The organism is Scytonema sp. NUACC21 (assembly GCF_054684315.1).
Genome location: NZ_BAAFZH010000088.1, coordinates 41,333 through 64,543, shown reverse-complemented (window position 1 = coordinate 64,543; position 23,211 = coordinate 41,333). Strand labels below are relative to the sequence as shown.

At 42.0% G+C, this 23,211-nt stretch carries 18 protein-coding genes and 3 pseudogenes; 8 read left to right on the top strand and 13 right to left on the bottom strand.

What is annotated here, in order from left to right:
* Positions 1–19: 19 nt before the first annotated feature.
* Together ACYRY3_RS22645 and ACYRY3_RS22640 are read right to left on the bottom strand one after the other, a co-directional pair.
* On the bottom strand, positions 20–1,294 hold the full coding sequence (locus tag ACYRY3_RS22645) for a M16 family metallopeptidase (RefSeq protein WP_460203894.1): 1,275 nt from the start codon (positions 1,292–1,294) through the stop codon (positions 20–22).
* A gap of 89 nt (positions 1,295–1,383) precedes the next feature.
* Positions 1,384–2,631, bottom strand: coding sequence for a M16 family metallopeptidase (locus tag ACYRY3_RS22640; RefSeq protein WP_460203893.1), 1,248 nt, complete (start codon positions 2,629–2,631; stop codon positions 1,384–1,386).
* A 352-nt stretch (positions 2,632–2,983) separates the two neighbouring features.
* Here ACYRY3_RS22640 and ACYRY3_RS22635 point away from each other — a divergent pair.
* Positions 2,984–3,865: pseudogene (locus ACYRY3_RS22635) on the top strand (adenylate/guanylate cyclase domain-containing protein); the annotation flags it as partial.
* Positions 3,866–3,999: 134 nt separating this feature from the next.
* On the opposite strand, the gene ACYRY3_RS22630 reads toward ACYRY3_RS22635, so the two are convergent.
* Positions 4,000–4,590 carry a DUF2808 domain-containing protein gene (locus ACYRY3_RS22630; RefSeq protein WP_460203892.1) on the bottom strand — a complete coding sequence of 197 codons (591 nt, stop codon included), beginning with the start codon at positions 4,588–4,590 and terminating at the stop codon, positions 4,000–4,002.
* A 359-nt stretch (positions 4,591–4,949) separates the two neighbouring features.
* On the opposite strand from ACYRY3_RS22630, the gene ACYRY3_RS22625 reads away from it, so the two are divergent.
* Positions 4,950–5,435: a DUF4149 domain-containing protein gene (locus tag ACYRY3_RS22625; RefSeq protein ID WP_460203891.1), complete on the top strand. Its 486-nt coding sequence runs from the start codon at positions 4,950–4,952 to the stop codon at positions 5,433–5,435.
* A gap of 268 nt (positions 5,436–5,703) precedes the next feature.
* Here ACYRY3_RS22625 and ACYRY3_RS22620 read toward each other — a convergent pair whose 3' ends face one another.
* Entirely contained in the window at positions 5,704–6,327 is a 624-nt protein-coding gene (locus ACYRY3_RS22620; RefSeq protein WP_460203890.1) for a class I SAM-dependent methyltransferase, read from the bottom strand.
* 93 nt (positions 6,328–6,420) lie between these two features.
* Between ACYRY3_RS22620 and hemH the strand changes: the two genes are divergently transcribed.
* Together hemH and ACYRY3_RS22610 are read left to right on the top strand one after the other, a co-directional pair.
* Positions 6,421–7,584 carry a ferrochelatase gene (gene hemH, locus ACYRY3_RS22615; protein ID WP_460203889.1) on the top strand — a complete coding sequence of 388 codons (1,164 nt, stop codon included), beginning with the start codon at positions 6,421–6,423 and terminating at the stop codon, positions 7,582–7,584.
* Positions 7,585–7,668: 84 nt separating this feature from the next.
* Complete coding sequence (locus ACYRY3_RS22610; protein WP_460203888.1) at positions 7,669–8,109, top strand: hypothetical protein; 441 nt, start codon at positions 7,669–7,671, stop codon at positions 8,107–8,109.
* A gap of 79 nt (positions 8,110–8,188) precedes the next feature.
* Here the strand turns inward: ACYRY3_RS22610 and ACYRY3_RS22605 are convergent, their stop codons facing one another.
* On the bottom strand, positions 8,189–8,869 hold the full coding sequence (locus ACYRY3_RS22605) for a LuxR C-terminal-related transcriptional regulator (protein ID WP_460203887.1): 681 nt from the start codon (positions 8,867–8,869) through the stop codon (positions 8,189–8,191).
* Positions 8,870–8,983: 114 nt separating this feature from the next.
* Here ACYRY3_RS22605 and ACYRY3_RS22600 point away from each other — a divergent pair, with 114 nt between their 5' ends.
* Both ACYRY3_RS22600 and ACYRY3_RS22595 read left to right on the top strand, forming a co-directional pair.
* Entirely contained in the window at positions 8,984–9,640 is a 657-nt protein-coding gene (locus ACYRY3_RS22600) for a DUF3386 domain-containing protein (protein ID WP_460203886.1), read from the top strand.
* Positions 9,641–10,153: 513 nt separating this feature from the next.
* Positions 10,154–10,303, top strand: coding sequence for a hypothetical protein (locus tag ACYRY3_RS22595; protein WP_460203885.1), 150 nt, complete (start codon positions 10,154–10,156; stop codon positions 10,301–10,303).
* Positions 10,304–10,395: 92 nt separating this feature from the next.
* On the opposite strand, the gene ACYRY3_RS22590 is transcribed toward ACYRY3_RS22595, so the two are convergent.
* The 3 genes from ACYRY3_RS22590 to ACYRY3_RS22580 form a co-directional block, all read right to left on the bottom strand.
* Entirely contained in the window at positions 10,396–14,025 is a 3,630-nt protein-coding gene (locus ACYRY3_RS22590) for a WD40 domain-containing protein (protein WP_460203883.1), read from the bottom strand.
* Positions 14,026–14,641: 616 nt separating this feature from the next.
* Positions 14,642–16,054, bottom strand: coding sequence for an AAA-like domain-containing protein (locus tag ACYRY3_RS22585; protein WP_460203882.1), 1,413 nt, complete (start codon positions 16,052–16,054; stop codon positions 14,642–14,644).
* A 218-nt stretch (positions 16,055–16,272) separates the two neighbouring features.
* Positions 16,273–16,455 carry a hypothetical protein gene (locus ACYRY3_RS22580; protein WP_460203881.1) on the bottom strand — a complete coding sequence of 61 codons (183 nt, stop codon included), beginning with the start codon at positions 16,453–16,455 and terminating at the stop codon, positions 16,273–16,275.
* Between the two features lie 126 nt (positions 16,456–16,581).
* Here ACYRY3_RS22580 and ACYRY3_RS22575 point away from each other — a divergent pair, with 126 nt between their 5' ends.
* Positions 16,582–17,010 (top strand): hypothetical protein, encoded by a 429-nt coding sequence (locus ACYRY3_RS22575; protein WP_460203880.1) that lies wholly within the window; start codon positions 16,582–16,584, stop codon positions 17,008–17,010.
* Positions 17,011–17,217: 207 nt separating this feature from the next.
* On the opposite strand, the gene ACYRY3_RS22570 is transcribed toward ACYRY3_RS22575, so the two are convergent.
* From ACYRY3_RS22570 to ACYRY3_RS22560, 3 genes and pseudogenes are all read right to left on the bottom strand, one after another.
* Positions 17,218–17,619, bottom strand: a complete 402-nt coding sequence (locus ACYRY3_RS22570) for a VanZ family protein (protein WP_460203879.1) — start codon at positions 17,617–17,619, stop codon at positions 17,218–17,220.
* Positions 17,620–17,732: 113 nt separating this feature from the next.
* Positions 17,733–17,993: a hypothetical protein gene (locus ACYRY3_RS22565; protein WP_460203878.1), complete on the bottom strand. Its 261-nt coding sequence runs from the start codon at positions 17,991–17,993 to the stop codon at positions 17,733–17,735.
* Positions 17,994–18,123: 130 nt separating this feature from the next.
* Positions 18,124–18,576 (bottom strand): annotated as a pseudogene (locus tag ACYRY3_RS22560) (DHHA1 domain-containing protein); the annotation flags it as partial.
* A gap of 23 nt (positions 18,577–18,599) precedes the next feature.
* Between ACYRY3_RS22560 and ACYRY3_RS22555 the strand changes: the two are divergent.
* Positions 18,600–19,487, top strand: a pseudogene (locus tag ACYRY3_RS22555) (tyrosinase family protein); the annotation flags it as partial.
* A 69-nt stretch (positions 19,488–19,556) separates the two neighbouring features.
* Here ACYRY3_RS22555 and ACYRY3_RS22550 read toward each other — a convergent pair.
* Together ACYRY3_RS22550 and sat are read right to left on the bottom strand one after the other, a co-directional pair.
* Positions 19,557–21,782 (bottom strand): caspase family protein, encoded by a 2,226-nt coding sequence (locus ACYRY3_RS22550; protein WP_460203876.1) that lies wholly within the window; start codon positions 21,780–21,782, stop codon positions 19,557–19,559.
* Between the two features lie 156 nt (positions 21,783–21,938).
* Positions 21,939–23,117, bottom strand: a complete 1,179-nt coding sequence (gene sat / locus ACYRY3_RS22545; RefSeq protein ID WP_460203875.1) for a sulfate adenylyltransferase — start codon at positions 23,115–23,117, stop codon at positions 21,939–21,941.
* Positions 23,118–23,211 lie beyond the last annotated feature (94 nt).

Genomic DNA, 23,211 nt, shown 5'->3' with positions numbered 1-23,211 from the left:
TAAGGATTAAAGCGAACGGCTACTCGATTGCACTATAAACCGCTTGTTCTTGACCGACTAGAGACACATAAGGTTCCCGTAAATACCGACAAGCCGTTTCCATTGCGTCTGAAGCACTCACAGATGCAACCGCCTTCTGAAATTCCCTATCAAAATCAATTCCCAGCCCCAAAATTTCATACCAGCCATAAATCTGAGCAATTTGGGCGTTAGTTTGTTTACCCAAAGCGTACTGTCCCAGTATTTTGTTCTTAGCGGTTTGGAGGGACTCTTCGTCTAACAGACTTGCAGACAGTAAATCAACTTCTTTCCACAGCCCAGAAAGGGCTATCTTGGTGTTTTCTGGTGCTGTCCCCATGTACACAACAAATGAAGCAGGAAAAATCCTTGTTGGATAAAATGCAGATACCTCGTAAGCTAAACCCCGTTTTTCCCGCAGTTCAACAAACAAGCGACTGGAAAGACCGTTTCCTAAATAAGTAGACAGCAATTTCAACGCCGCATACTCATCAGAACTTACGGATGGACCTAAATAACCCAGCATGACAATGGATTGTTGTGTTTGCTTGGGTGTAATTTTCACCTGAGGTTCTACCTTAAGGTCTGGTAAATTGAGTACTGGTTGAGGTTGATTGGAAGGAACTTGCCAATCTCCAAAAACTTCTTCTACAAGCGTCGTTGCATCGCTTGCTGTAATTCGCCCAGCAATACTGATAACGATGTTATCTGGACGAAAATGAGTTTCATAAAACTGCACTAAATTTCTACGAGTTAGGCGGCTCATAGTTGTTTCATCTCCCAATGCCGATTTAGCATAGGGATGATTGGAGTACATCACATACCTAAGTTGGTCAAAAGCAATTGTAAACGGCTGTTCTTGTTGGGAGCGAATATCTTGTAGAGCAATACGCTTTTCTAATTCCACTTCTGCTTCTGGAAACGTCGGTTGGCGCAAAATTCGCCCTGCAAGTTTCAGGATTTCTGCAAAATCTGATGTAACTGTTTTCAAAGATACTAGGAAATAGTCAGCCGTTGTATCTGCACTCAAGCTTGCTCCCACAGACTCTACTTTTTCAGCAATCGCCAGACTGGAAAGCCCATCACATCCCTTAGTAAGTACTGTTGATAGCAAATGCGCCAAACCAGCTTGCTCTTGGTTTTCATAACAACTTCCAGCACGTACAAAAATCCGCGCTGCAACAATATCCGCAGCCGGATTTTCTGCTACCAAAACCACAATGCCATTATTTAATACTGAGCGTTGGATAGAGGATTTTTGCAGCGAATTTGTCATTTGTTAGTTGTCCTTTGTCATTTGTCATTTGTTAGTTGTCCTTTGTCATTTGTCATTTGTCCGAATGACTAATGACGAATGACTAATGACTAACAAGGTTTCAAAACTGTTACCGCGTAATGGTTGGGAGAAAGAAATTCTTGTGCTAATTTTTGCAGTTCTTGAGTCGTGTAGGATTTTATTTGGTGGGGATAGGTTACAGCTAATTCAGCTTTTGCAATCGTGTTGTAGTAACCATACAGCCCTGCAAGTTGATTTGGAGCCTCGGTTGAAAAGGCGTAGTCGTTACATAGCAACCGCTGACATCGGACTAATTCCTGATTGGTAATACCATTGGTTTGCAAATCATTTAAGTGCAAGCGAATCAAAGCTTCTACACGCTCTAAATTTTCTGGTTCCAACCAAGCTGTAATGGTAAATAAACTCGAATCACGCTGTAGGGAAAAATTACTGCAAATACCTTGTACCAACTGCTGTTCTTCTCGCAGATCCCTCACCAGACGTGATGTCCTTCCTTCCGCCAAAAGGACTGAGAGTAAATCCAAACCATAAGAGGTTCGGAGTTTTTCTACTCCAGGTCCGGTCCACCCCATTAACAACCGTGCTTGTTCTAATCGCGGTAAGTGTAATTCTTGACGGCGAATTCCAGCTATAATTGGCTCTACAACTTCTTTCTGGCTTGGCAGGCGATCGCAATTGTGTTGGGCAACATCAGTAAAAGTTTGGCTGACCAAGTCTAAGGATTGTTCTTGGTCTATTCCCCCTACTATCACCACCGTCATATTTTCTGGTTGATAGTGAGTCCGGTGAAAACAGCGCACAATCTCTGGTGAGGTTTGCATCAATTCTTCCTCGCCCCCCAACACCGAACGTCCGTAAGGGTGATGTTGGTAGATACTGTTCACCAGACATTGAAATCCTATCCAATCGGGATCGTCGTATGCTTGACGAATTTCCTCGAAAACAACATCCCGTTCGCGAATAAATTCATCCTCTGGTATTGCTGCGTTCAACAGCAACTCTCCTAAGTAAGGTAACGTATCTTTTAAGTATGAAGAAGCTGTGGTGAGAGAATAATGGGCGTAATCATGGCTTGTCGCCGCATTAGTCACCCCGCCCCGGTTTTCGATCCTTTGGTCGAACACTCCAGGCGGTAGTTTTGCTGTCCCCTTAAAAATCATGTGTTCTAAAAAGTGAGCTATACCAAATAAGGGTTCTGGCTCAACTTTTGCACCAGCACGTACCCAAATATCTGCTACTACTACAGGGGTAGTAGGAATTTCTTGATGAATCAGTGTTAAACCGTTGTTAAGTTTAAAGACCGAAGCTGAAAACACGGAATCAATTACTTGTAACAATTTCTTACAGCTTTAACCATAATTTAACCTAATTCCTGCGATTCTAACGCGTATTTGTTCCCAAAATTAAGAAGAGCTTACACAAATTTTTCCGCTGAAGAGCGCAGCCACAATTTTTCAGAAGGTTTCGGTTGTTGGTGGTTAGTAGTGAAGTAGTGAGTGCCTCTATGGCTTGAGAAGCTGATATTTTGCCACTAACCAATAACTACTATCAGCCTTCACATCCAATATTTAAATTTAAATAATTAAGGCTCTCTAATCTCAATGGATTTCGAGAGCCCGTAATTTTGTGTCACCACAACGCCGTTTTACCTAAGTTTATGACCTGGATAAACCCAAGAGTACCATGTACCGCTACATGACTCAGGAATTAGCAGAAGAACTCCTGAAATTGGATGATGCGAAGTTGGGGGGCGATCGAAAAGAAGTTTCGATTTTATTTTCTGATATTCGAGGCTACACCACTTTAACAGAAAACCTAGAAGCAGAGGAAGTGGTGAGTATGCTCAACGAATATTTTGAATCAATGGTAGAGGCAGTTTTCCAATACAAAGGCACCCTAGATAAATATATTGGTGATGCCATTATGGCTGTATACGGTTCTCCATTGCCTTTACAGGAACACGCTTGGATGGCAGTCCAATCCTCTATAGAAATGCGCCATCGGTTGCAAGAATTTAATGCACGCCGTCACGCCGCTAACAAACCAAAAATCAACATTGGTATTGGCATCAACTCTGATATTGTAATCAGCGGTAACATTGGTTCTAGCAAACGGATGGAATTTACAGCGATCGGTGATGGTGTCAACCTTGGTTCTAGACTAGAAAGCGTTAGCAAACAGTACGGATGCGACATTATTATTAGCGACAATACCTATGAACCTTGCCGATCTCAAGTGTGGGCGCGAGAACTCGATTTTATTCGCGTCAAAGGGAGACAAGAACCAGTTGCCATTTATGAACTTGTTGGCTTGCGTTCCGATCCTATTACTAGTAAAAAACTGCAAATCATTGAGCATTATCATCTAGGTCGCGAACATTATATAAGGCGACAATTTACCCATGCTAGAAATGAATTTGCTAAAGTCTTAGAAATCGATAGCAAAGACCAAGCTGCAATGTTACATTTACAGCGCTGTCACTACTGGCTGCAGAAACCTCCGTCAGATAGTGATTGGGATGACGGGGTATGGACTTTTAAGGAAAAATAAATTCTGTTTGTCATGGTGCATCTACTGAAACTATTCCCAATACTTTCGTTAAAGTTAATACATAAATATTTGCCCTTACCCAGGATAGGTACTGCCCACCATCTCAGAGATTGGTGGGTCGCTAACTGACTTCTTTAATGCCAACCTCTAAAAAATCCAGATGGAGCTATAGAATCAAATCCATTATTGTAGAAATGTAACCTTCCATAGCCAAGAAATTGACCGTGGGCTTTGTCTCCTGGTGGAAACGCTGTCACTCCAAAAAGATAAACTCCGGAAACCATTGGGTTTCGTCTTGGCTTTAAACCTATGGTAACGGTTTTACCAGGTAACAAAGGTGGCTCGAACGTCAGCGATACTGTTTTTGTCTTGCGATCGCTACTCATATCTTTCAGTTCCACTCGCTGTCCTTTATTAGAACGGGTGCCTTCAAAAGCAACACTGTCTTTAAGGTCAAAGCGAATACGATCCACGCCCTCTCGTTGATTAATTGTTATCTTTTGTAGGGGTTCACCAGCAGTTTCCGGTAGGCTAACAGTGAAGTAGTATGTCGCACCCCATGCATTGACGTTCTTATAAGTTGTAACTGCCTCTACAAGGGATGGTGGTTGAGTGAAATACACCTTCCCATCCTGTAACTGAACTGCTTGACTCAAGTTTCCCGACCAATCACCAATTGCTACCGTACAAGCCATTGCTGTACTGAGTAAATATACAACGCGCATTGCTTCCTATCGTTTAGAGAGACAACAGGTTCCACACCCTGCTCGATACTTTAATATTTTACGTACATACACCTAATATACTAACACTTCCAGCACTGCAATCTACCAGATGCGAAGACTTCCCTGAATTTCTTTATAAATAAAATAAAATCTCGTTCCTTATCTATAGGGGCTCCCTGTTTCCTGTTAATAACAATATTTAAGTATTATTAAGAAGTTATTGAGATAAGGTACGGAATAACTAGAGATAACCGTAATTCTTTGTCAAATTGCTACCAATTGTAAAAGATAATTGATACTTGTTGTCAAAAGGATTTGTTAAGTTAGAGACTGGAGATATAAATCTATGCAATTTTCCTATGAATGCTATTTCTAACGTCGAACTCAAACGACCAATTTGGCAAGCAGTTGCTGTAATCACTTTGGGCTTTTGGCTCGGTGCGAGCCTTCTCTTAAGTTGGGTAATTATGCCTAGCTTATACGTTTCGGGTATGATGGGTCAGCCCGGTTTTGCATCAGCAGGTTACGTAATTTTCTGGAATTTTAATCGCATCGAATTATTGTTTGCCAGCTTGGTATTAACTAGTGTGTTAGCTTGGTGTAATACCGAAGCTAAATGGCGTCGGAGTGCAATTGTTCTATCCGTGGTATTACTAGCCATAGCTCTAGTTGATACTTATTTCCTGACTCCGCAAATGTCCGCTCTCGGTCTTCAACTGAATCTCTTTGAAACGGCTATTGATACTCCAGCAATTATGAACTTATTACATATAAGTTACTGGGTATTAGAAGCAGTAAAACTGGCGCTAGGTAGCATACTTTTAGGCTGGTTCTGGCGGCGTTAAGTCGAGCAAAAACTTAAGCATATTTTGTTTGGGGTAAGCATTGTGCTTGCCCTAAATTTGTGTTATTGAAACAGAGATGAAACCAATGCCAGATATAGGTGTATTCAGTCAGTGGGCAGGAATAAACAGAAATACATTACAAATTGTAAATATCTCTGATACCCTAACCCATGACAAATGGCTGAGGACTAAGGACAAATCACAAATGACTAATGACAAATGACAAAGGACGGTCCCTAACCAATGACGTTGTTTCTTACCGACCTACTTATTTCCTAGCTTGAATCACCTGCAAACTGCCACCTGCGTACAATTTTGGCTTATCCACGTTAAATCCAGTTTCTACCAATAATCCAGTCAAATCAGTTTTTAGCAATTGCCAAGCAGTCTCTGTCTCAAACAAAAGTAAAAATATCCATAGACCGGGTAAAAATAAGGGATTCGTGGGATTGTGGAAATCCATGAGCGTAAATACCCCTTTAGGCTTCAGCACCCGGTAAACTTCTCGAACAATCCGTCGTAGTTGCTGTGGTTCCATTTCATGGAGTGCTACACTCGTATGCACAATATCAAATTCATTATCTGCAAATGGCATATCCTCAGCAAAAGCTTCTACGTACTGCGCTTGGGGAACATTTTTACGTGCCCGTTTGAGAGACAATGGGGAAGCATCCAAACCAGTTACGTTTTGTGAAGATTTCACTAAAAATTGTGTTGCTTGTCCACTGCCGCAACATAAATCTAGGACTTTAGTATCTGAGTCAATTGCGACATCTTGTAAAGTCAGTTGCCGGAAATGCCTTTCCCCGCCTACACTCAAAGCAGCTACACGGGATATACCGTCATAGAGCCATTGGTACCGGTAACTCCAATCTCGTAAAATTGTTGCCACAGTTTCTTTCCTTGTTGTTAACTTAGCTATTCAATCAAGATATATTGTTAACATTAGTAAAAAAGCTGAAAAGATTTGGGGATAGTAACTGCTATGGGTCGCGTAGGCGTCTTACTTCTCAATCTCGGTGGTCCAGATAAATTAGAGGATGTTGGACCCTTTTTGTACAACCTGTTTTCAGATCCAGAAATTATTCGCCTACCGTTTCCCTGGTTGCAACGACCACTAGCCTGGTTGATTTCCTCACGGCGTACAAAGAAATCCCAAGAAAACTACAAGCAGATAGGCGGGGGTTCACCATTACGGCGAATTACTGAAGCTCAAGGGGAAGCCCTGAAAGAACAACTTCGCGTCCAAGGGCAAGAAGCTAATATTTACGTTGGTATGCGCTACTGGCATCCTTACACAGAAGAAGCGATCGCCAAAATCACCCAAGACCAAATAGAACATCTCGTTATATTACCTCTATATCCCCAATTTTCTATTAGTACAAGTGGTTCGAGCTTCAGATTATTACAAAGACTGTGGCAAGAAGATCCAGGGCTTCAGCGTATCGATCACACTGTCATTCCTTCTTGGTACAGACAATCAAGCTACCTCCAAGCAATGGCAGAACTGATAGCGCAGGAAATAGACCAATGTCCCAATCCCGATGAAGCTCATATCTTTTTTAGCGCCCACGGTGTTCCTAAGAGTTACGTTGAAGAAGCAGGCGATCCCTATCAACAAGAAATAGAGGAATGCACCCAGTTGATTATGCAAACCCTCAATCGACCAAATGCTCATACTTTAGCTTATCAAAGTCGTGTGGGACCGGTAGAGTGGCTGCAACCGTACACGGAAGATGCGATACAGGAATTAGGAACCAAAGGAGTAAAAGACTTAGTTGTCGTGCCCATTAGTTTTGTTTCAGAACATATTGAGACATTACAGGAAATTGATATTGAATATCGGGAACTTGCAGAAGAAGTAGGCATTCACAACTTCCGGCGCGTACCAGCTCTCAATACTCATCCAGTGTTTGTTAAAGCACTTGCAGACTTGGTAATTGATGCATTGAAATCTCCAAGTTTCAAGCTCTCGCAAGTTACCCAAATGAAGAAAAAGGTCAGAATTTACCCACCCGAACGTTGGGAGTGGGGTATGACCACAAGTGCGGAAGTTTGGAATGGTCGTATTGCCATGCTCGGCTTCCTAGCATTGATTATTGAACTCATCACAGGTCATGGGTTGCTGCACATGGTCGGCCTTTTGTAATCGAGGTATTTGGTAAGCATTTACGATTGGTAATTCGTAATTATTTGGTATTGCGAATTACCAATTATTTGCCAGCAAAAATCTATGTTTCGCAAATACAAATTTGTTTTTACATTTCTTCTGGGACTGTCTGTTCTCACAATAGTTTATTTAAGCTTACCTCTAAATAATTCCAACTGTAATATTGAAGCTATCTTTACATCAAAAACTGCAAAATACCAAGTGTACGCTACTAAGGTAGTCATTCAGCCGTGGCTTGGGGAACACCATGTGTATGGCATCTTTATGGTTCCAGATAAATACGAGCAAACTCCATTCTTTGTGTTTACAGTAAAAGGCGCAGGCAGCTACTGTCAAAAGCCGTTTGGCACTTTACAACAGATAGATGGAATTTCTGCCAAACCTGGAATGCATTTAATCAGGGATTACCTGAAAACTCGAACTGCTCTGAGATTAATTCTTCAAGGCTCATACAACCAATTAAATAATAAATACAACTGGATGCTGACATATCCGCTGAATTAAGACTCTCAGAATTGACCGTATAAAGGCACCCTCCCCAAGTCTCTCCTGATTTGTGATTTATGGGGAGGGTTTTATTCCATTAACTGGAAGCAAGTACATCTTGTAGCTTGGCGACCATTTCAGTACGGGCTGAAACTCCCAACTTACGAAACATTCTTTTTAAAGCTTGCTTAACTGAATTTTGTGTAATCCACAGTTGTGCGCCGATTTCTGCATTCGTTAAGCCCTTCGCTACTAGGGCAGCAATTTCTAACTCCCGCGCTGTTAGGCGATTAGCTAAAGGGGAGTTAGAGGATTTTGGTTTTGTCTGTGCTTGTAAAGTAGCAATTTTTGCGGATAAATGCAAGCATAATGCGCTCACATCGGCGAGATCGTTAGCATCAAAGGCGGGATCGCCACTAGCACGGGTCAAATTGAGTGTTCCGATAAGACGACCATCACAAACAATGGGTCCGCTCATCACGTGTTCGTGGTCCTGGCGCGAGCAAAAATGTTTCCAATCACCTGAAGGTAACACCAATTGCTCGTGAACTGGAGCATGACGCTCAACGACATACTGCCCTACTGGGTTGCTTGCTATACAAACATCTGGCATAACCTGAACATCAACCTCAGTAGTGTTTTGGTCATCCAACAAGTATAAACCCCAATGTTGTACGCCAAAATACTCGCCCACTGTATCCATAACAGCTAATCTTAGTTCTTGCTCATCGCGGGCGTTGGCGATCGCATGAAATAGGGTATGAAGAGAGTTAGCCATTGAACTATAAGTGTACCCACTTGAGGACTATGCATTCTTAATAATTATTTTCTATGCTAGCTGATAGCAGCAAAGGTAAAAACCGAACATAATTAGTAACTATAGGAGAAGCACGTGACTGTAACACAAGTTTCTGCCCAAGAACTCTTCCGGGCGGCTTACGAAAATCGCTACACTTGGGATAAAAATTTTCCTGGATATACTGCTGATGTAACCTACAAGCATGGCGAGAAAGTGATTGCAGGTAAAGTGCGTGTGAACGCTAATCTGAAGGCAGAAGTGTCTGAAGTGGATGACGAGCAAGCAAAACAGGTGATTAACAACCAGTTATGGGAGATAGCCATTCACCGGATTCGCCGTACCTTTGAGGAAACTCATAGTGCAAATACCTTTAGCTATGGTGCGACTGATGCGACTGGTGCCGTCGAGATTATTATGGGCGGTAAGGCAGAAGGAGATAAATATAAAGTCCGCAATAACGAAGTTTGTCTTGTTCACCGTCACATCCACGGCGTTGTTGTGACTGTTAATACCTTTAGCAGTCACGATACAGGTGAAGGCTATCTCTCTCACCGCTATGACTCTGTGTACCATGACCCAAAAACCGGCGAACAAAAGGGCGGAAGAAGTGAATTTGAAGATGAGTACGAAAAGGTAGGCAACTACGTTATCTTAAATCGCCGCTTAATTTCCACCGAAACCGAAGGACAGCTGTTGACTCAAGAATTGATCTTCTCGAATATCAAGCTCTTAGAACCTATTGCTGAGTAGTTATACTGCATACAGCATTTTGCAGGTAAATGAAGTACACAGATAGGGATTCTCGGCCGAGAGCCCTTACAACTGAAATATTGCAATTTAGAAAGCCCCGTCATAGTGCAAATTGTACTTGGCGGGATTTTCATATACGGTTTTATCACTGCAGTTTGGACTCGTACTTAATTGAAAAACTAATATTTACGCCCTCTTTGAGAGATCTACGTGTTGGTGGAAAGATTTTTTAGCATGGGAATAATACGGATAAATCAACTTTTTATCATCTAGAATTTTCTTTCTTTCGGAATAAATACTTTTTTCTGTGCTAAGATAAAAATCATAAAAGATAAATACCTTTAGATAGATGTCAGAAATAAGTATTCTTTTCAACACTATTTTTATGTAAAAGTATATTTTTTATCATTTTTAGATATTGTTGGTAATCTCAAGCAAACCTTATTTTTATTCATATATTGTTTAAGTAAAAATACTCTCTAAACAACAAGCAGCTAGTTAGGGTTCACTACCATGAGAAGAAATCGTCCCACAACTCTTAACAATCGGCTTCACGAAATTATCAATCAGCTTGAGCCAGTGGCAAATCAAAACTCTCTTAAAATCCTTGAGCCAAACTGTGAAGCGATCGCTTATTCAGCACCGTTAAAAATTGGCAAATAGCACAAAGCAAAAAAGCCTCACGACGTGAGGCTCTGACAAAAAAGAAATTCATTAAATTGATTATTGTGTCGATCGGCTATGCATCTGTTTCATTAATTGTTCTCGGCTAGAGTGGAATCGCAAAGGAAGCGATCGCTATCCTCCACTGCTACATTGCTTTTTAAATAATCTTGTACGAACTGGCAACCGTAAGCCAGGGCATCTAGGTTGAGAATTTGCTGTAGGTTCCACAGAATAAGTATATTGTCATCACCCCCTGAAACTAACAAACTACCATCGCGACTGATGGCAAGCCGTCGAATTGCGGCAGTATGTCCTTTGAGGGTTGTGAGTTCGGTACCATCAAGCTTCCATAGTTTCACAGTAGCGTCTACGCTTCCGGAAGCAATAATTTGTTTGTCAGGGCTAAACGCAACTCCCCACACAGCAGCTGTGTGTCCTTTAAAGGTTCTAAGCAACTTGCCGTCAATCGTCCACAACTTTACAGTATTGTCCCCACTTCCAGTGGCTACCATTTTACTGTCAGGGCTAAAGGCTACTCTCCATACCGATGCTGTGTGACCTTTGAGAGTTTTCAGCAACTCGCCATTACGCGTCCACAACTTTGCAGTATTATCAGCACTGACGGAGGCAACTATCTGACTGTCTAGACTAAAGATGACATCCCAAACTTCCGCTTGATGTTCTCGAAGATCGATCGGGACAGGACGATTCCTTGGCCATATCTGAACAAGGTTGTCAATATTTGCCATTGCAAATGTTTGACCGTCTGGGCTTACTAAGGCTGCTAAGAACTGAGTCTTAGGAGATTTGTAAGCTTTGACTGTGCCACCATCTGGTGTCGAAAGTTTTACTGTCTCATCACTAGTAGCAACAGCAATGAACTTGTTGTCATCTGTAAATGATACCTGAAATATTGTCGTGTCATCTTCAGTCAAAGTTTTGAGCAATTTACCTTGGCGGCTCCAAAATTTAGCAGTCTTCTCGTGGCTTGCCGTTGCGATTGTTGAATTGTCGGAGGTAATGGCTATTGACCAAATTCCAGCATTATGAGCGGTGATTGTCTTCTGAAACGGATTCTCAGTTTGCCAAAGTCTGACAACGTTTTCCGATCCGGCTGATGCAATAGAATTGCCGTCGGGGCTAAATATAACCTGCCAAACCGAGGCACTATGTCCTCTATAAGTCTTTAGCTCGGTACCATCAATGTTCCAAAGTTTAATTGTTTTGTCATGACTGGCAGAGGCAATCTTCTGACCATCAGGACTAAAAGTGACTCCCCAAACACCTGCACTGTGACCTTGAAAAGTTTTAGAGAGGCGATACCTCCCATTAGTGCCGTCTTGCTGCCAGAGTTTGACGGTCTTGTCTTCACTTGATGAAGCAATGCTTTGACCGTCGGGGCTGAAAGCTAATCCTACAACCCAACCTTTATGACCTTCAAGTGTTTGTAACAGCTTTGCGGTTTGCCAGCCCGTGGCGTCTCGCTTCCAGATTTTTACGCCTTGGTTTGTAGATGCTGCAGCAATCCTTCGACCATCAGGACTAAAACTGACTTTCGTAAACTCCGTAGCATAATCTTTAAAGGTTTTCAGTAGAGTGCCATCAAGCTTCCAGATTCTTACCGTTTTGTCAAAACTAGCAGAAGCAATGAATTGTCCATCTGGGCTAAAGGCGACTCCCCAGACTCCTCCAGTGTGACCTTGGAGAGTTGTAGAGACGTGCCATGAGGCGTCTGTAGTATCCCGTTTCCAGAGTTTAATGGTGCGATCGTCACCTGCGCTAGCAAGCATCTGAGCGTCAAAGCTAAAATCCACAGCTCTCACTGCTGCTTTGTGACCTTTGAGTGTCACCACCTCTGTCCCATTCACTCGCCAAAGCTTAACTGTATTATCTACACTTGCTGAGGCAATGAGAGATTTATCGGGACTGATATCTACTGCCAGAACAGCTGCTGTGTGCCCTGATAAACGATTGTATTCATTGCTGTTGTAAACTGCTTGGCGCAATATATTTTCCACTCTGTGGTTGATAGTTGGGTTTGCCTCCCCTAGCTTTTGCAATTTTTTTCTGGCTTTAATTGCTTCTACAAGTGCATCCAAGGGGCGATTTGAAGCAAACAACCCTTCAGCAGAGGATGTTAGAGCTTGAATTTCGCTATTTCTTGCTTGAATTTCGCTCCTGACAGCTTGACGGTATAGAACAAATACTTTTATACCCAATACGCTAGAAATCATTAACCCAATACACACTGTAATCAGCAGTAATCTTTGTGCTTTAGCCGCTTTGTTCTGTTGTTCGAGTTGTGCTTCTACTGCTTTTGTTCTTGCTGCCTCTAGTGCGACTTGTACCTCTTGTGCTTCATATTCCTGACTGGCAGCTAAAAATTTATAATCAAGGTCGCTCAGACTTTTGCCTTGCGCCCAGGTTTGAGCGTCTTTGAATGCCTGTCCTCGCAACAAACGCGATTTATCTTGAAAACTGGATTTAACCCAAGCATTGAATGTCTGTGAGTAAGGGCGGAGATTATCTAACTGCCTGATGACCCATTCAGGATTAAAGACATTGCGGTAGATAGGATTTTTTATGCGGAGATAGCCATTGCGCTTTTCGACTAAGCCGGAGAGCAAGAGTTCTGTTTGTTCTTGGCTGTCATCAGTTGGTACGAGAAGATCGGGAGCAGACGAAAGTACATCATTACCACTATCGACTTTTTGACTTCTCCACTTTTCTAGTGTCGTACTATCTACCTCTTCTGCTTGCAAGATGCGTTGATAAAGTCCCAATAGGCGTCCTGCTTTCCGTTCGTCAAAGAGGAGGCGATCGCGAATTGTACGCAGGTGTTCGGGTTCGTCTTGTGATTCCCAATGTTGGATAATGCGCGATCGCACGAGTTGCTCTACCCAAAATTTCTCTGAGCCCACAGGTAAAGCAATCATCTGGGTGTCAGATTCTAAGGCTATTTGACAGACTAACTGACAGAGTTTTTGGGTTAAAAACGGCTGTCCTTTAGTCCAGAAAATAATCTCTCGCAGCACGGCTTCGCTTTGGTTAACCACAGCTTCTAAGCCTTTAAGTAAAGGTCTGGCTTCATCTAATTGAAAGCCGTATAACTCAATGGCTTTACCAATGTTAAAAGGTGTTCGGCGTTTGTCAGAAATGAGACTGCTGGGACTGGCTACACCAAATAGGGCAAATCCAAGACGCCTAAACTTTGGGTTGTGCGATCGCTGATTGTAGCAATGACGAATCCAAACAAAAAAGTCGTTGCTAGGGAAATTCAAACTCAGCAAGCTATCAATTTCATCAATGAAGATGAAAATGCGCTGTTCTTGCACGTAACGTAGCAACACCTCTTCAACAAATTGATGTAATTTTTGTACGGGTGAAAGGTCTGTTTGCTGTTGCCACCAATCTTTGAAATTAATATGTCGTGCTAAGTCTAAAGAGTGAAATAAACTAAAAATCGTGCCCTTGTACCATTGTAATGGTGTAGTTTCATCGCTCCCCAATCTTGAGACATCTATGTAAACACAAGCAAAGCCTTCTTGTTCCAGACGATAACTGACTCGCTGTAATAAAGATGACTTTCCCATCTGACGTGAGTTTAAGATGTAACAAAAATCGCCTGCCTTCAATGCGTTATATAGTATTCCGTCTGCTTCACGAACAACATAGGTTGGATCGTTATGCAAGAGACTGCCGCCTACCTGATATCGCATAGAAAAATTTGATTGAGATAATGGGTAAAATAACAGATTAATTAATTATAAGTAAGGCAGTAGATTTCTGAAAATAAAAATTTATTAAATATTTGGTCACCCATAAAGTTAACTAGCTCAGACTGCCATTTTTCATCGACCGCGTTCCATCAATCTACTTAACTGTCTTAACTGTCTTAACTGTCTTAAAATTGCTTGAACTAAGTAAGCGGTCGGGAATCAACAAAACTAGATTGAAAAATGTAAAGACGTCGGTAATCCTTACCAATGACTTTTGACAAATGACTAAGGAGAATCTTCTCTAGTTAAGTTTTTTCATACTGGCATACTTAGTTCAGTTCATTAATTATCTGTCCATTTAACCCTGCTACTTGTTATTGCATTTTTAGGAAAATATTAGCAGGATAATTACGGGTTGGTATTTGAAGATTATGCGATCGTGTAGAATTGATGCATGGGAGGTTTTTAACCAAGCGCAGACAATTCACAATAAGTAAAATATATGAGTAAGAAAGATGCACCCCACAGTCCATGAATGGAACGTCTAGCCGATATCTACCAAAGATATTTGTTAAATTTGGAATTCTTATAGAGAACACAAACCAGGAAATAATAACTAATGCAACATGGATAGTTGTTTTTGAAAGTAGGCGCGGTAGAGTTCGCAACGTGGAATCAGACCCTCGCCTTCGTAAGCTACCAATCCTAAGCTGTGAAGCTTGTAAGCTTCAATGGGAGCAGTAACAATACTTTGCTTAGCTTTAACAAGCTGAGTATATAGTTGTATCAGTGCGGGTTGTTCTTGCAAAACTATCCAATGTTGCCAGAGATAGTGGCGGTAGACTCCCCCGTTAGCCAGCGCTTCTTGAATGAGTTCGTTTAAAGTGATTCCTTGACAACACACATAATATAAAGCAATCCTAACTAGCGCTGGATGTCCGCCTGTGAAAGACATCAATTGGGTAGCTTCTTTTCCAGAATTCCAGTTTAGCCCATGCCGTTGCGCTAATTCTCGGACTTGTTGCTGAGTGAATTCTGGTAGGCGTAATGGTAATCCAATATTGAAGGGAGAACGATTGATATCTAGGGCAACATAAACTTCAGTGGAGTAAACTACCACAAGTCTCAGTTTTTGCCAATTTGTATCCCGGCGTGCTTCTTCGTGCCACGAGCGCAATAAAGGAAAAAACTCTTGAGCAAGTTGAGGATATTCAAACAAGCAGTCAACCTGTTCTAAGACAAGAACTATGGGATTTTCGATTTGCTTGAGTAAGTAGTTTCTTAGATAAAAACTACAACTCAACTTACTGCCAATTTCTTCATCCCAGTAGGCATCTAAATTGGGTTCAATCCCTAATTCTTTTGCCATTCGCCAACAAAAACAACGCAAAAACTGATTGAAATTGTGCAAGTTGAATGCATCAATTTGCTGACAATCTAGCTTGACTGTACGGTAATCCTGGCGTTGAGCAAAGTTTAACAGACGCAACACTAGAGAGCTTTTCCCCATACCTTTTGGAGCTCGAATGCGGATGACACATCCCGGTTGAGTTATTTCTTGATAAGCTAAATTCTCAATTAGTGGGCGTTCTATATAAAGTGGAGAATCCAGGGGCACTGGACCATCGGGATATGAGCATATATCTTGATATCTATCAAAATATTTGCAAAGGTCAGAATCCTCCTTTGCTTGCAGTACACCTATCTCTTTTTCGTCCGCATCCTGTAAGAAAGTTTCAGTAGCATCATCCCCTTCTGACTCGTTCACAATGCTGTAGTCCTCTTTGCATAATTCTAGATTGAAGGCGCTAAAGCAAAGTTGAAGAGTTTTCCGATCCACACCATTTGAAGACCACAATCGACTTAGTGTTTTATTGGAAACTTTCACGCGATCGCTTAACTCATCTAAGGTAAAGCGCTCTCCATTATTCTGTGCCATTTCCACAGCCAAAATTGCTGCTTGCAACCTTTGTAACCCTATAGAGGTCAGCAAAACGCCCCGTTTTCTCCTGACTTTGGATTGTACCATGTTGCTCAGTATAGTATTTGCTCCCATTTATCTTAATTGTCTTAACTGCTTTTGTACTAGACTTTTTTACACTTAAAATTGTGGGAAACTTACACTCCAACTTTTGCCAAAGAGGTCAATTTTACAAAACTATGTAGGAAAAGTAGGAAAAGTACGTTCGTGTAAATTCCGAAGGAATTTGCACCAATTTGAGTCTTAGTAGACAAATTAGAGATGGGTCAAACTTGGCTACGATAGCTTCCCGTAATTTTTCCCGCTATGGCTTCCACAGTCGCCAGTGCTGTCACGGTCTTATCCGTCTCAAAAATTTGCTTAACTGTCTTAACTGTCTTAACTGTCCTTGAATTCATCCTATAAAGCTGAGAAGATGCTGAGTCATAACCAGTCAAATCAATAACCATTGAGATGACATAGTTTAGATTCTCAGCAAATGCATAGGTATAAAAACTTTGTTAATGCTAGGATTCTTTTTGAAACTGTCATTTATGCTCTAAATGGCCACTGCAAACATTAAAGGATTGACAATAATGACAACTACAGCAGCTCAAACAACTAATATCACGGATTTAGTGGTTAACAGCAAAAAGAACTGCTACCACCTGTTTTCGCAACGCATGACTGAGATTCAAAACACAGGAGTCAGCACAGAACTCAAACCAGGGGTTCACGTTGTTAGAATCCGGAAAGGTTCTTTTGATTACATCAAAGGTGATGTTCAAAAGGGCGAACCCATAGTCATGCTGTGGATTTATGGTGGTAAGTTCAAGAATTTAAAAACCAACGTAGAGGTTCCAGCAGGGTGGTCAACTTTGAACGGTTATGATGATACTCTGACCTTAGCGGTATCAGAAACCTCAACACTGTGTGCCTTCTTTTTTGATGTTGAAGTTGGAGATAACGATGGAGATGTGACAGTTTCAGTGATTAAGGTAGGTGAACTGAGTGATTTCAATTAAGTTTTTAACTTGGCTGTAACCTAAGAGATTGACAAAAAATGGGGAAGGTGGGGTAAATCGTGTGGTAAAATTACCCACCAAATTCCCATTAATCGGTTATCAAGTTAAATGTCAAGTGCCTGGGGAGCAAATTGCCTAGCTCCCCATCTTTTGCCGCTCTCTGTGTATTGACACACAACCAAAAGCTGTTCAGTTTATTGTATCGCTCTACTTATTCTTTTGCTTATTTTTATCAACTGTTTCTGCAGTTGTACGTTCTGCTAACCATGTAAAAAATGTAATGCCAAATAAATCAGCTAGTAAATCAAATTCATCAATACCTTGATGCCATGTAAATTTTTCCGTTATTTCATCTATGCTACAGAGAAAGAAAATGACAATTGGTGCTAGTGGCAGAGAAATTTCAAAAAAATTTAATTTGTATTTTTTTATTGATAAGTGAGCTATGTAAGAAATAAATCCAATTAAAATGAAGTGCCCTGTTAAATCTATTGGCTTAAACTTTATAATTTTAGGTGGAATAATACCTGTATAGACTGCAAGAGATAGAGTAGACAGTATTCCAAGATAGAAACAAAGGACAAAAATCCAAGAGCGGTAAGATTTCATGGAAACTTCATTTAATTTGTTAATTATAAATTCAAGAAAAAAAAAGAGCATTCCGTAATGTAAATGCCCTTGTTTGAAAAAGTTTATATAAATTTCATAAAAGAAAATAAAGTCTATGCATGAAGGTTGGCTTGCTCTTGTAACCAAGGATCTACTGGTGTACCATCTTTGCGGCGCAACTCAATTTCAACAACCATGACTTCTTTTGAACCGGGAGGTGCAGGTTTTTGATGGAAAATAATGTCAAAATCTGCAGGATTTTGCTTCCGTTCTTTCAACCATTCTTGTACTTTTGTTGTCGCGAACAAAGATTGCCCCTGCTCAAACATTCGAGTGATTTGCATTTGTAGCGTGTAGGGATTTAAGCGACCCATTTTTTACCCCCTTTATGAACACAATGAAGTATATTAAATGTCATCTGTCATTAGTGATTTGTCATTAGTCATTTGTCATCTGTCTTAAGAAATAACCAAGGACAACTGACACTGGACAAATGACGGGTATTTAACCTAAAGTTTTCACTAACTCAGCTTTTGCTGCTTCTAACGCTTCTGGCAATTTACTCGCATCGCGTCCACCTGCTTGTGCAAGGTTTGGACGTCCGCCGCCACCACCACCGCAAATTTTGGCGATCGCACCAATAAATTTACCAGCTTGCAAGCCTTTCTTATTGACCTCTGAACTAAAAGCCGCAACTAAGCTGACTTTATCTGCTTCGGGAACAGAACCCAGTACAACTGCGCCGTTACCAAGTTTTTGCAGCAAACGTTCTGCTGCTGTTTTCAAAGACTCGGGATCGACGTCTTCCATTTTGGCAACAAGAATTTTATAGTCGCCAATAGATTCGACTTTTTCTAGCAAACTGTCAGATTTGGCAATAGCTAACTGTGACTTGAGAGTTTCCAGTTCCTTTTGGGCAGTTTTCAGTTCATTTTGCAGAGTGGTGATTCTGAGCGGGGCATGATGGTGCTCATGAAAGCGATTTATTTCTACCGTGGCACCGTGAGTTCATATCGAGATTTGAAAAAGCTTTGCAATCAGTAGACCCCAGAGTCACAATTCCTTACTGGGATTGGACAGACCCTAACGCGCTAGCGGTAATCTTTCAAGATGACTTTATGGGACCAAATGGTCAAGGAGTCAGCTTCAACATTCCAAACTTGGGTACTGCTCAAGGGGGACCCGTTGTCTCCGGGCCTTTTTCCGTAGCAAATGGATGGGTTTTAAATCCAATCTTACACTTCAAACCATCGGGAGAATCGTTTGGTGAGTCAATCCTCCGCTTCCTGCAGGTACCTCCCACAAATAGTTATCCTGTTCCTAAAGAAGATGTGGAACAACTCTTTGGCATAAATGATTATCAAACTTTTCGTTTAGCGTTGGAAGGTTTCATCAAACCCAGCCCCAATGGACAACCAACTCCTGGAGTTTTTCAGCATAACTATTTCCATAGCTTTGTCGGTGGGGCTACTTTTGACCCTGCAGTAGGTCGTCCCGAACCTCTGGGTACGTTGGCTGACCTTGCTTGTTCTATTAACGATCCAGTATTTTGGCTGATTCATTCCAATGTAGATCGCCTATGGGCTGAATGGCAGGCGAAAGGGCATAGTGGTAGCGAATTTTTCCCTGCATCAGGTGGAAAATACGGTGAGAATCTCAATGACCGATTGTGGCCTTGGGATGGAGGAGAGTCTACGCCTGCAAACTGGGGTCCAGGAAATCTCTTAGCTTTACTGCCTGCTTTTTCTCCAGATGATATTGTTACCAATGCTGACACTCTGGATTTTAGAAAGTATGGTACCTATGACACCCTCAAGGTTACGTCTCACAAGCCGGTTAAAGGTGTTATGAGATTAGCAGCTATGTAAAGCAGTCTGGTTTTTGTGGGGGAGGCAACAATGCCTTCCCCAAATTTTAAACATTAACTTGTTTAGTCATCAAACCACTTGATAAACGAAACTTAAACTCGCCCATTTATTTACAGCCAATACGTAAGAGTCAGAGGCTGTACCATTCATCTCACTAACTGCACTGGCATTATGTAAATCTTGCAGTACAGCTTGTACAACTTCCAAAGGATTTGCTACTGGCTGAATGCGTTGTTGTTCTCCTCTCGGGTGCTGAGCAGTTTCTAAAGCAGTCCGAGTTTGGGTAAAGGGAGCAGTGCTAAAAATGAGTTGGGTTTCAGCTAGGGAAGCTGGTGCTTGCACTACCCATTCAAAACCAGAAGTTGTTTGAGGGATAACACGTGTTTCCCCAGGAGGAATAATCACATCTACAAGCTGTGGTTTGGCTTCTGAAGTTTCTGTTTCACTTATTTTGTACCAAGGAAACAAAGCGATCGCTGTTTTACTACTACTTAAACCTAGCAACATTAAATAGATTGGGCGATTGCTTGTGTTTTCCACCCTATACTGTATCCGACTGCCGATTGTTATAGACGGGAGGATTTCGGTTTCTGAGTTGTGTGGCTTCTTAGCTAACGGTTCTGTCTTAGCAGTTCTCAGTGTTTCCTTTTGCATTAACGTTCGAGGTGTCAGAGTGCCAATGATTTCTAATGTTGCTTTAACACCCAATAGTGATGAACCCTCATTCCCTGTTAGCCGCCATAATTTTGCTGCTAAAAGGGTTTGCAGTTTTGGCACTAGGCGCAGGGCTGCTACTTTCACGGCTTCCCCTGCTTCCCCAAAGGTAGTGGAAATTTGCTCCCCTCCAGGAGAAAATAAACCATAACTACTGAGAGACACAATTGTTGAACTCGTTGTCGCCGCGTCCTTATTCCTTAATTCTGGAAGTTTGCCAAATACATAATCCGCTGGTTGTTCTCCTGCTACCACATTGGACACCCGAGAAACTGTTGCAAAAGCACTAGTTGCATCAACTCTCTCAATTCTTTCCAGTTTAGTATCCAAAGCAATTGTTAAACCAACATTCCTGGGTAACACCCTTACCGCTTCTTGAATCAGTTGCCCAACTTGCAGGGAAGCACCGCTTTCAACATTGAAAGTGTAAGCTTTTGCCGTCAACCCTGAACGCGATCTGATTTGTAAAGACGCGATCTGTTGCGTTTCAAGATTCGCTCCTTCTTGTGTTACCAAAGTGAATCGGGAATTCACTCCTAAATATTCTATAACCTGTGGCGGAATCCCCCCCAACCAAAGTTGAAGAGTTTTTCCATCGTCTTCAATTGCCGTTACGAATCCTTCAGCTCCTTTGCTGACATTTGGAAGAAAATAATCAGTAATGAATGTACGTGTGAGTTCATTATTTTTCTTATTTATTAAGATACCTGGCTGCTGTTTTGTGCTTCCCAATTGCTGTAAGGAACTAGCCGCACGAGAGATACAAACTTGAACTGTTGTTGTAGGCGTGGTTTCCCATAGATATTGTGTTAGAGCATAGGTAAATAAGCCTGCACTAAAGCCAGAGAATTGTGCCTCTCTTGCCAATTGTTTGGGATTAGAGGTTGCCGTTAACACAACAGCTGCTGATTGGTCAGAAGAAACCCTTTCCTTCAGTTGTTTTTGTAACTCCAGTTCTTCTGCTGCAACAACAACTTCTTCTAACATTGGACGAGCGCGAGTTCGCAGCCCTCTTGCTAGAGATGTTGACGAACCGTAGTAACTGCTGTCTAGTACTGCGATCGCACGATGTGTAGTCAGCAAACTCAACAATAGTAGTAGCGTTTCTTCTAATAAATAGTTGGCGTTTTTAGTATTTTGTTGGGCGTCTTTCTCCAAAGCTGGAATCAGAGCATTTTGCACTGTGTCTTGTACGGCGTCCAACTTTACACGATTGCCGTAACCACTGAAATGGAATACAACCACGTCATCAGGTTGAGCCTGTTTGACGAGATGTTCTGAAAAAGCCGTCTCAATGTTTTCCCGCGTCGCTTTCTCTTCTGTTAAGCAGAGAATATCTGACGATTGAAAACCAAAGCGGTGAATTAAAAGTTCCCTTTGCAGTTGCACATCTGTCAGACAACCTGTCAGGGCTGGACATTGTGGATATTGATTAATGCCTATCAATAAGGCTAACTTTCGCGGTCTGGTTTGTGCCAATGCATAATGGTAGCGGTTTCCCAAGGTCAACCACTCGGTTTCAGTGACACCCAATAGCGCGAGTATAGAACCAAACCTTTGTAAAAACGTCCGCCGCTTCATAATTAGCTATCAGCCCTCAGTCCGTCAGTCCTTCGGTTTGCCAGTTGTTAGGTAGGGATTACCTTCCTACAGTACTGGATTCACTATCAGCTTAAAGGGCTGAGGTCTGTAGTGTAAAGTAAAAGTTTATACTTGCTTCTTGTACCTAAATGTGCCTTACGCTTGTACTGGCACTCGCATTGCCCTTGCCAATTCGGCTGCCACTTCTGGACGGGAAAATTCTGGTGGGGGTAACTCTCCTCGGCGCAGCATTTCCCGCACTTTTGTTCCTGACAGATGAATGCGTTCTTCTGGGCTACTGGGACTCGTTTTACTTGTCGCCATTTGCTGAGTGCGCTTACAGTAGAAGGCGTGTTCAAACTTCATCGGTACGATACCCAATTCTTCAGGCTTAAACTCATCAAAAATGTACTGGGCATCGTAAGTGCCGTAATAGTTTCCTACGCCAGCATGATCTCTTCCCACAATGAAGTGAGTGCAGCCATAGTTTTTGCGAATTAAAGCATGGAAAATTGCTTCCCTAGGTCCAGCATAACGCATTGCAGAAGGATTAATTGCCAGAATGACTCGGTCTTGGGGATAGTAGCCGTTCAGCAAAATTTCGTAGCAGCGCATCCGCACATCAGCAGGGATGTCATCTTCTTTTGTTGCTCCTACCAACGGATGTAGAAATAAACCATCCACAACTTCTAGAGCGCACTTTTGGATATATTCGTGGGCGCGGTGGATGGGGTTGCGAGTTTGGAACCCGACAATAGTTTTCCAACCCTTTTCTCGAAACATTTGGCGGGATTTTACCGGATCGATCTGATAGGTTGGAAAATCGGGATGGGGATCGCGTTGTAGTAACCAGACATCACCTGCAAGATGTACAGGTCCTTGTCTGTATAACACCTGCACCCCAGGATGGTTGGAATCGTCGGTGCGGTAAACATTAACTGCTTCGCGATTCTTGTCGTAACGATACTTTTGTGTCAGTTCCAAAACCCCAATAAATTGACCTACTGGGTTATCTAAGCGAACTAAACCGCCTTCTTTTAAAGCGTCTGCGACTTCTTCTTCTACAGACAGTGTGACTGGAATTGACCAAACGGTACCGTTGGCAAGCCGCATTTCCGTCACAACGCGATCGTAATCTTCCTGATTCATAAAACCAGTCAGTGGGCTAAAGCCACCAATCGCAATCATTTGGAGATCTGAAACCGCTCGCTCGTCCAGTTGCACCCGTGGTAAAAAGTTTGCTTTTGACAGAAATACTTGCCTTTGCTCAGGCGATGCGATGCGATTTACCAACTGCCCACCGTGGGGAGTAATACCATCAAGATGATAACTCAAGGTCGTCCCTTCTTTGCGATAACTGCATATTTTTTTAAGCTATGTAATTAAATTACCAAATCAGAGGGACGCATAGAGCAAAGATTATGTATAG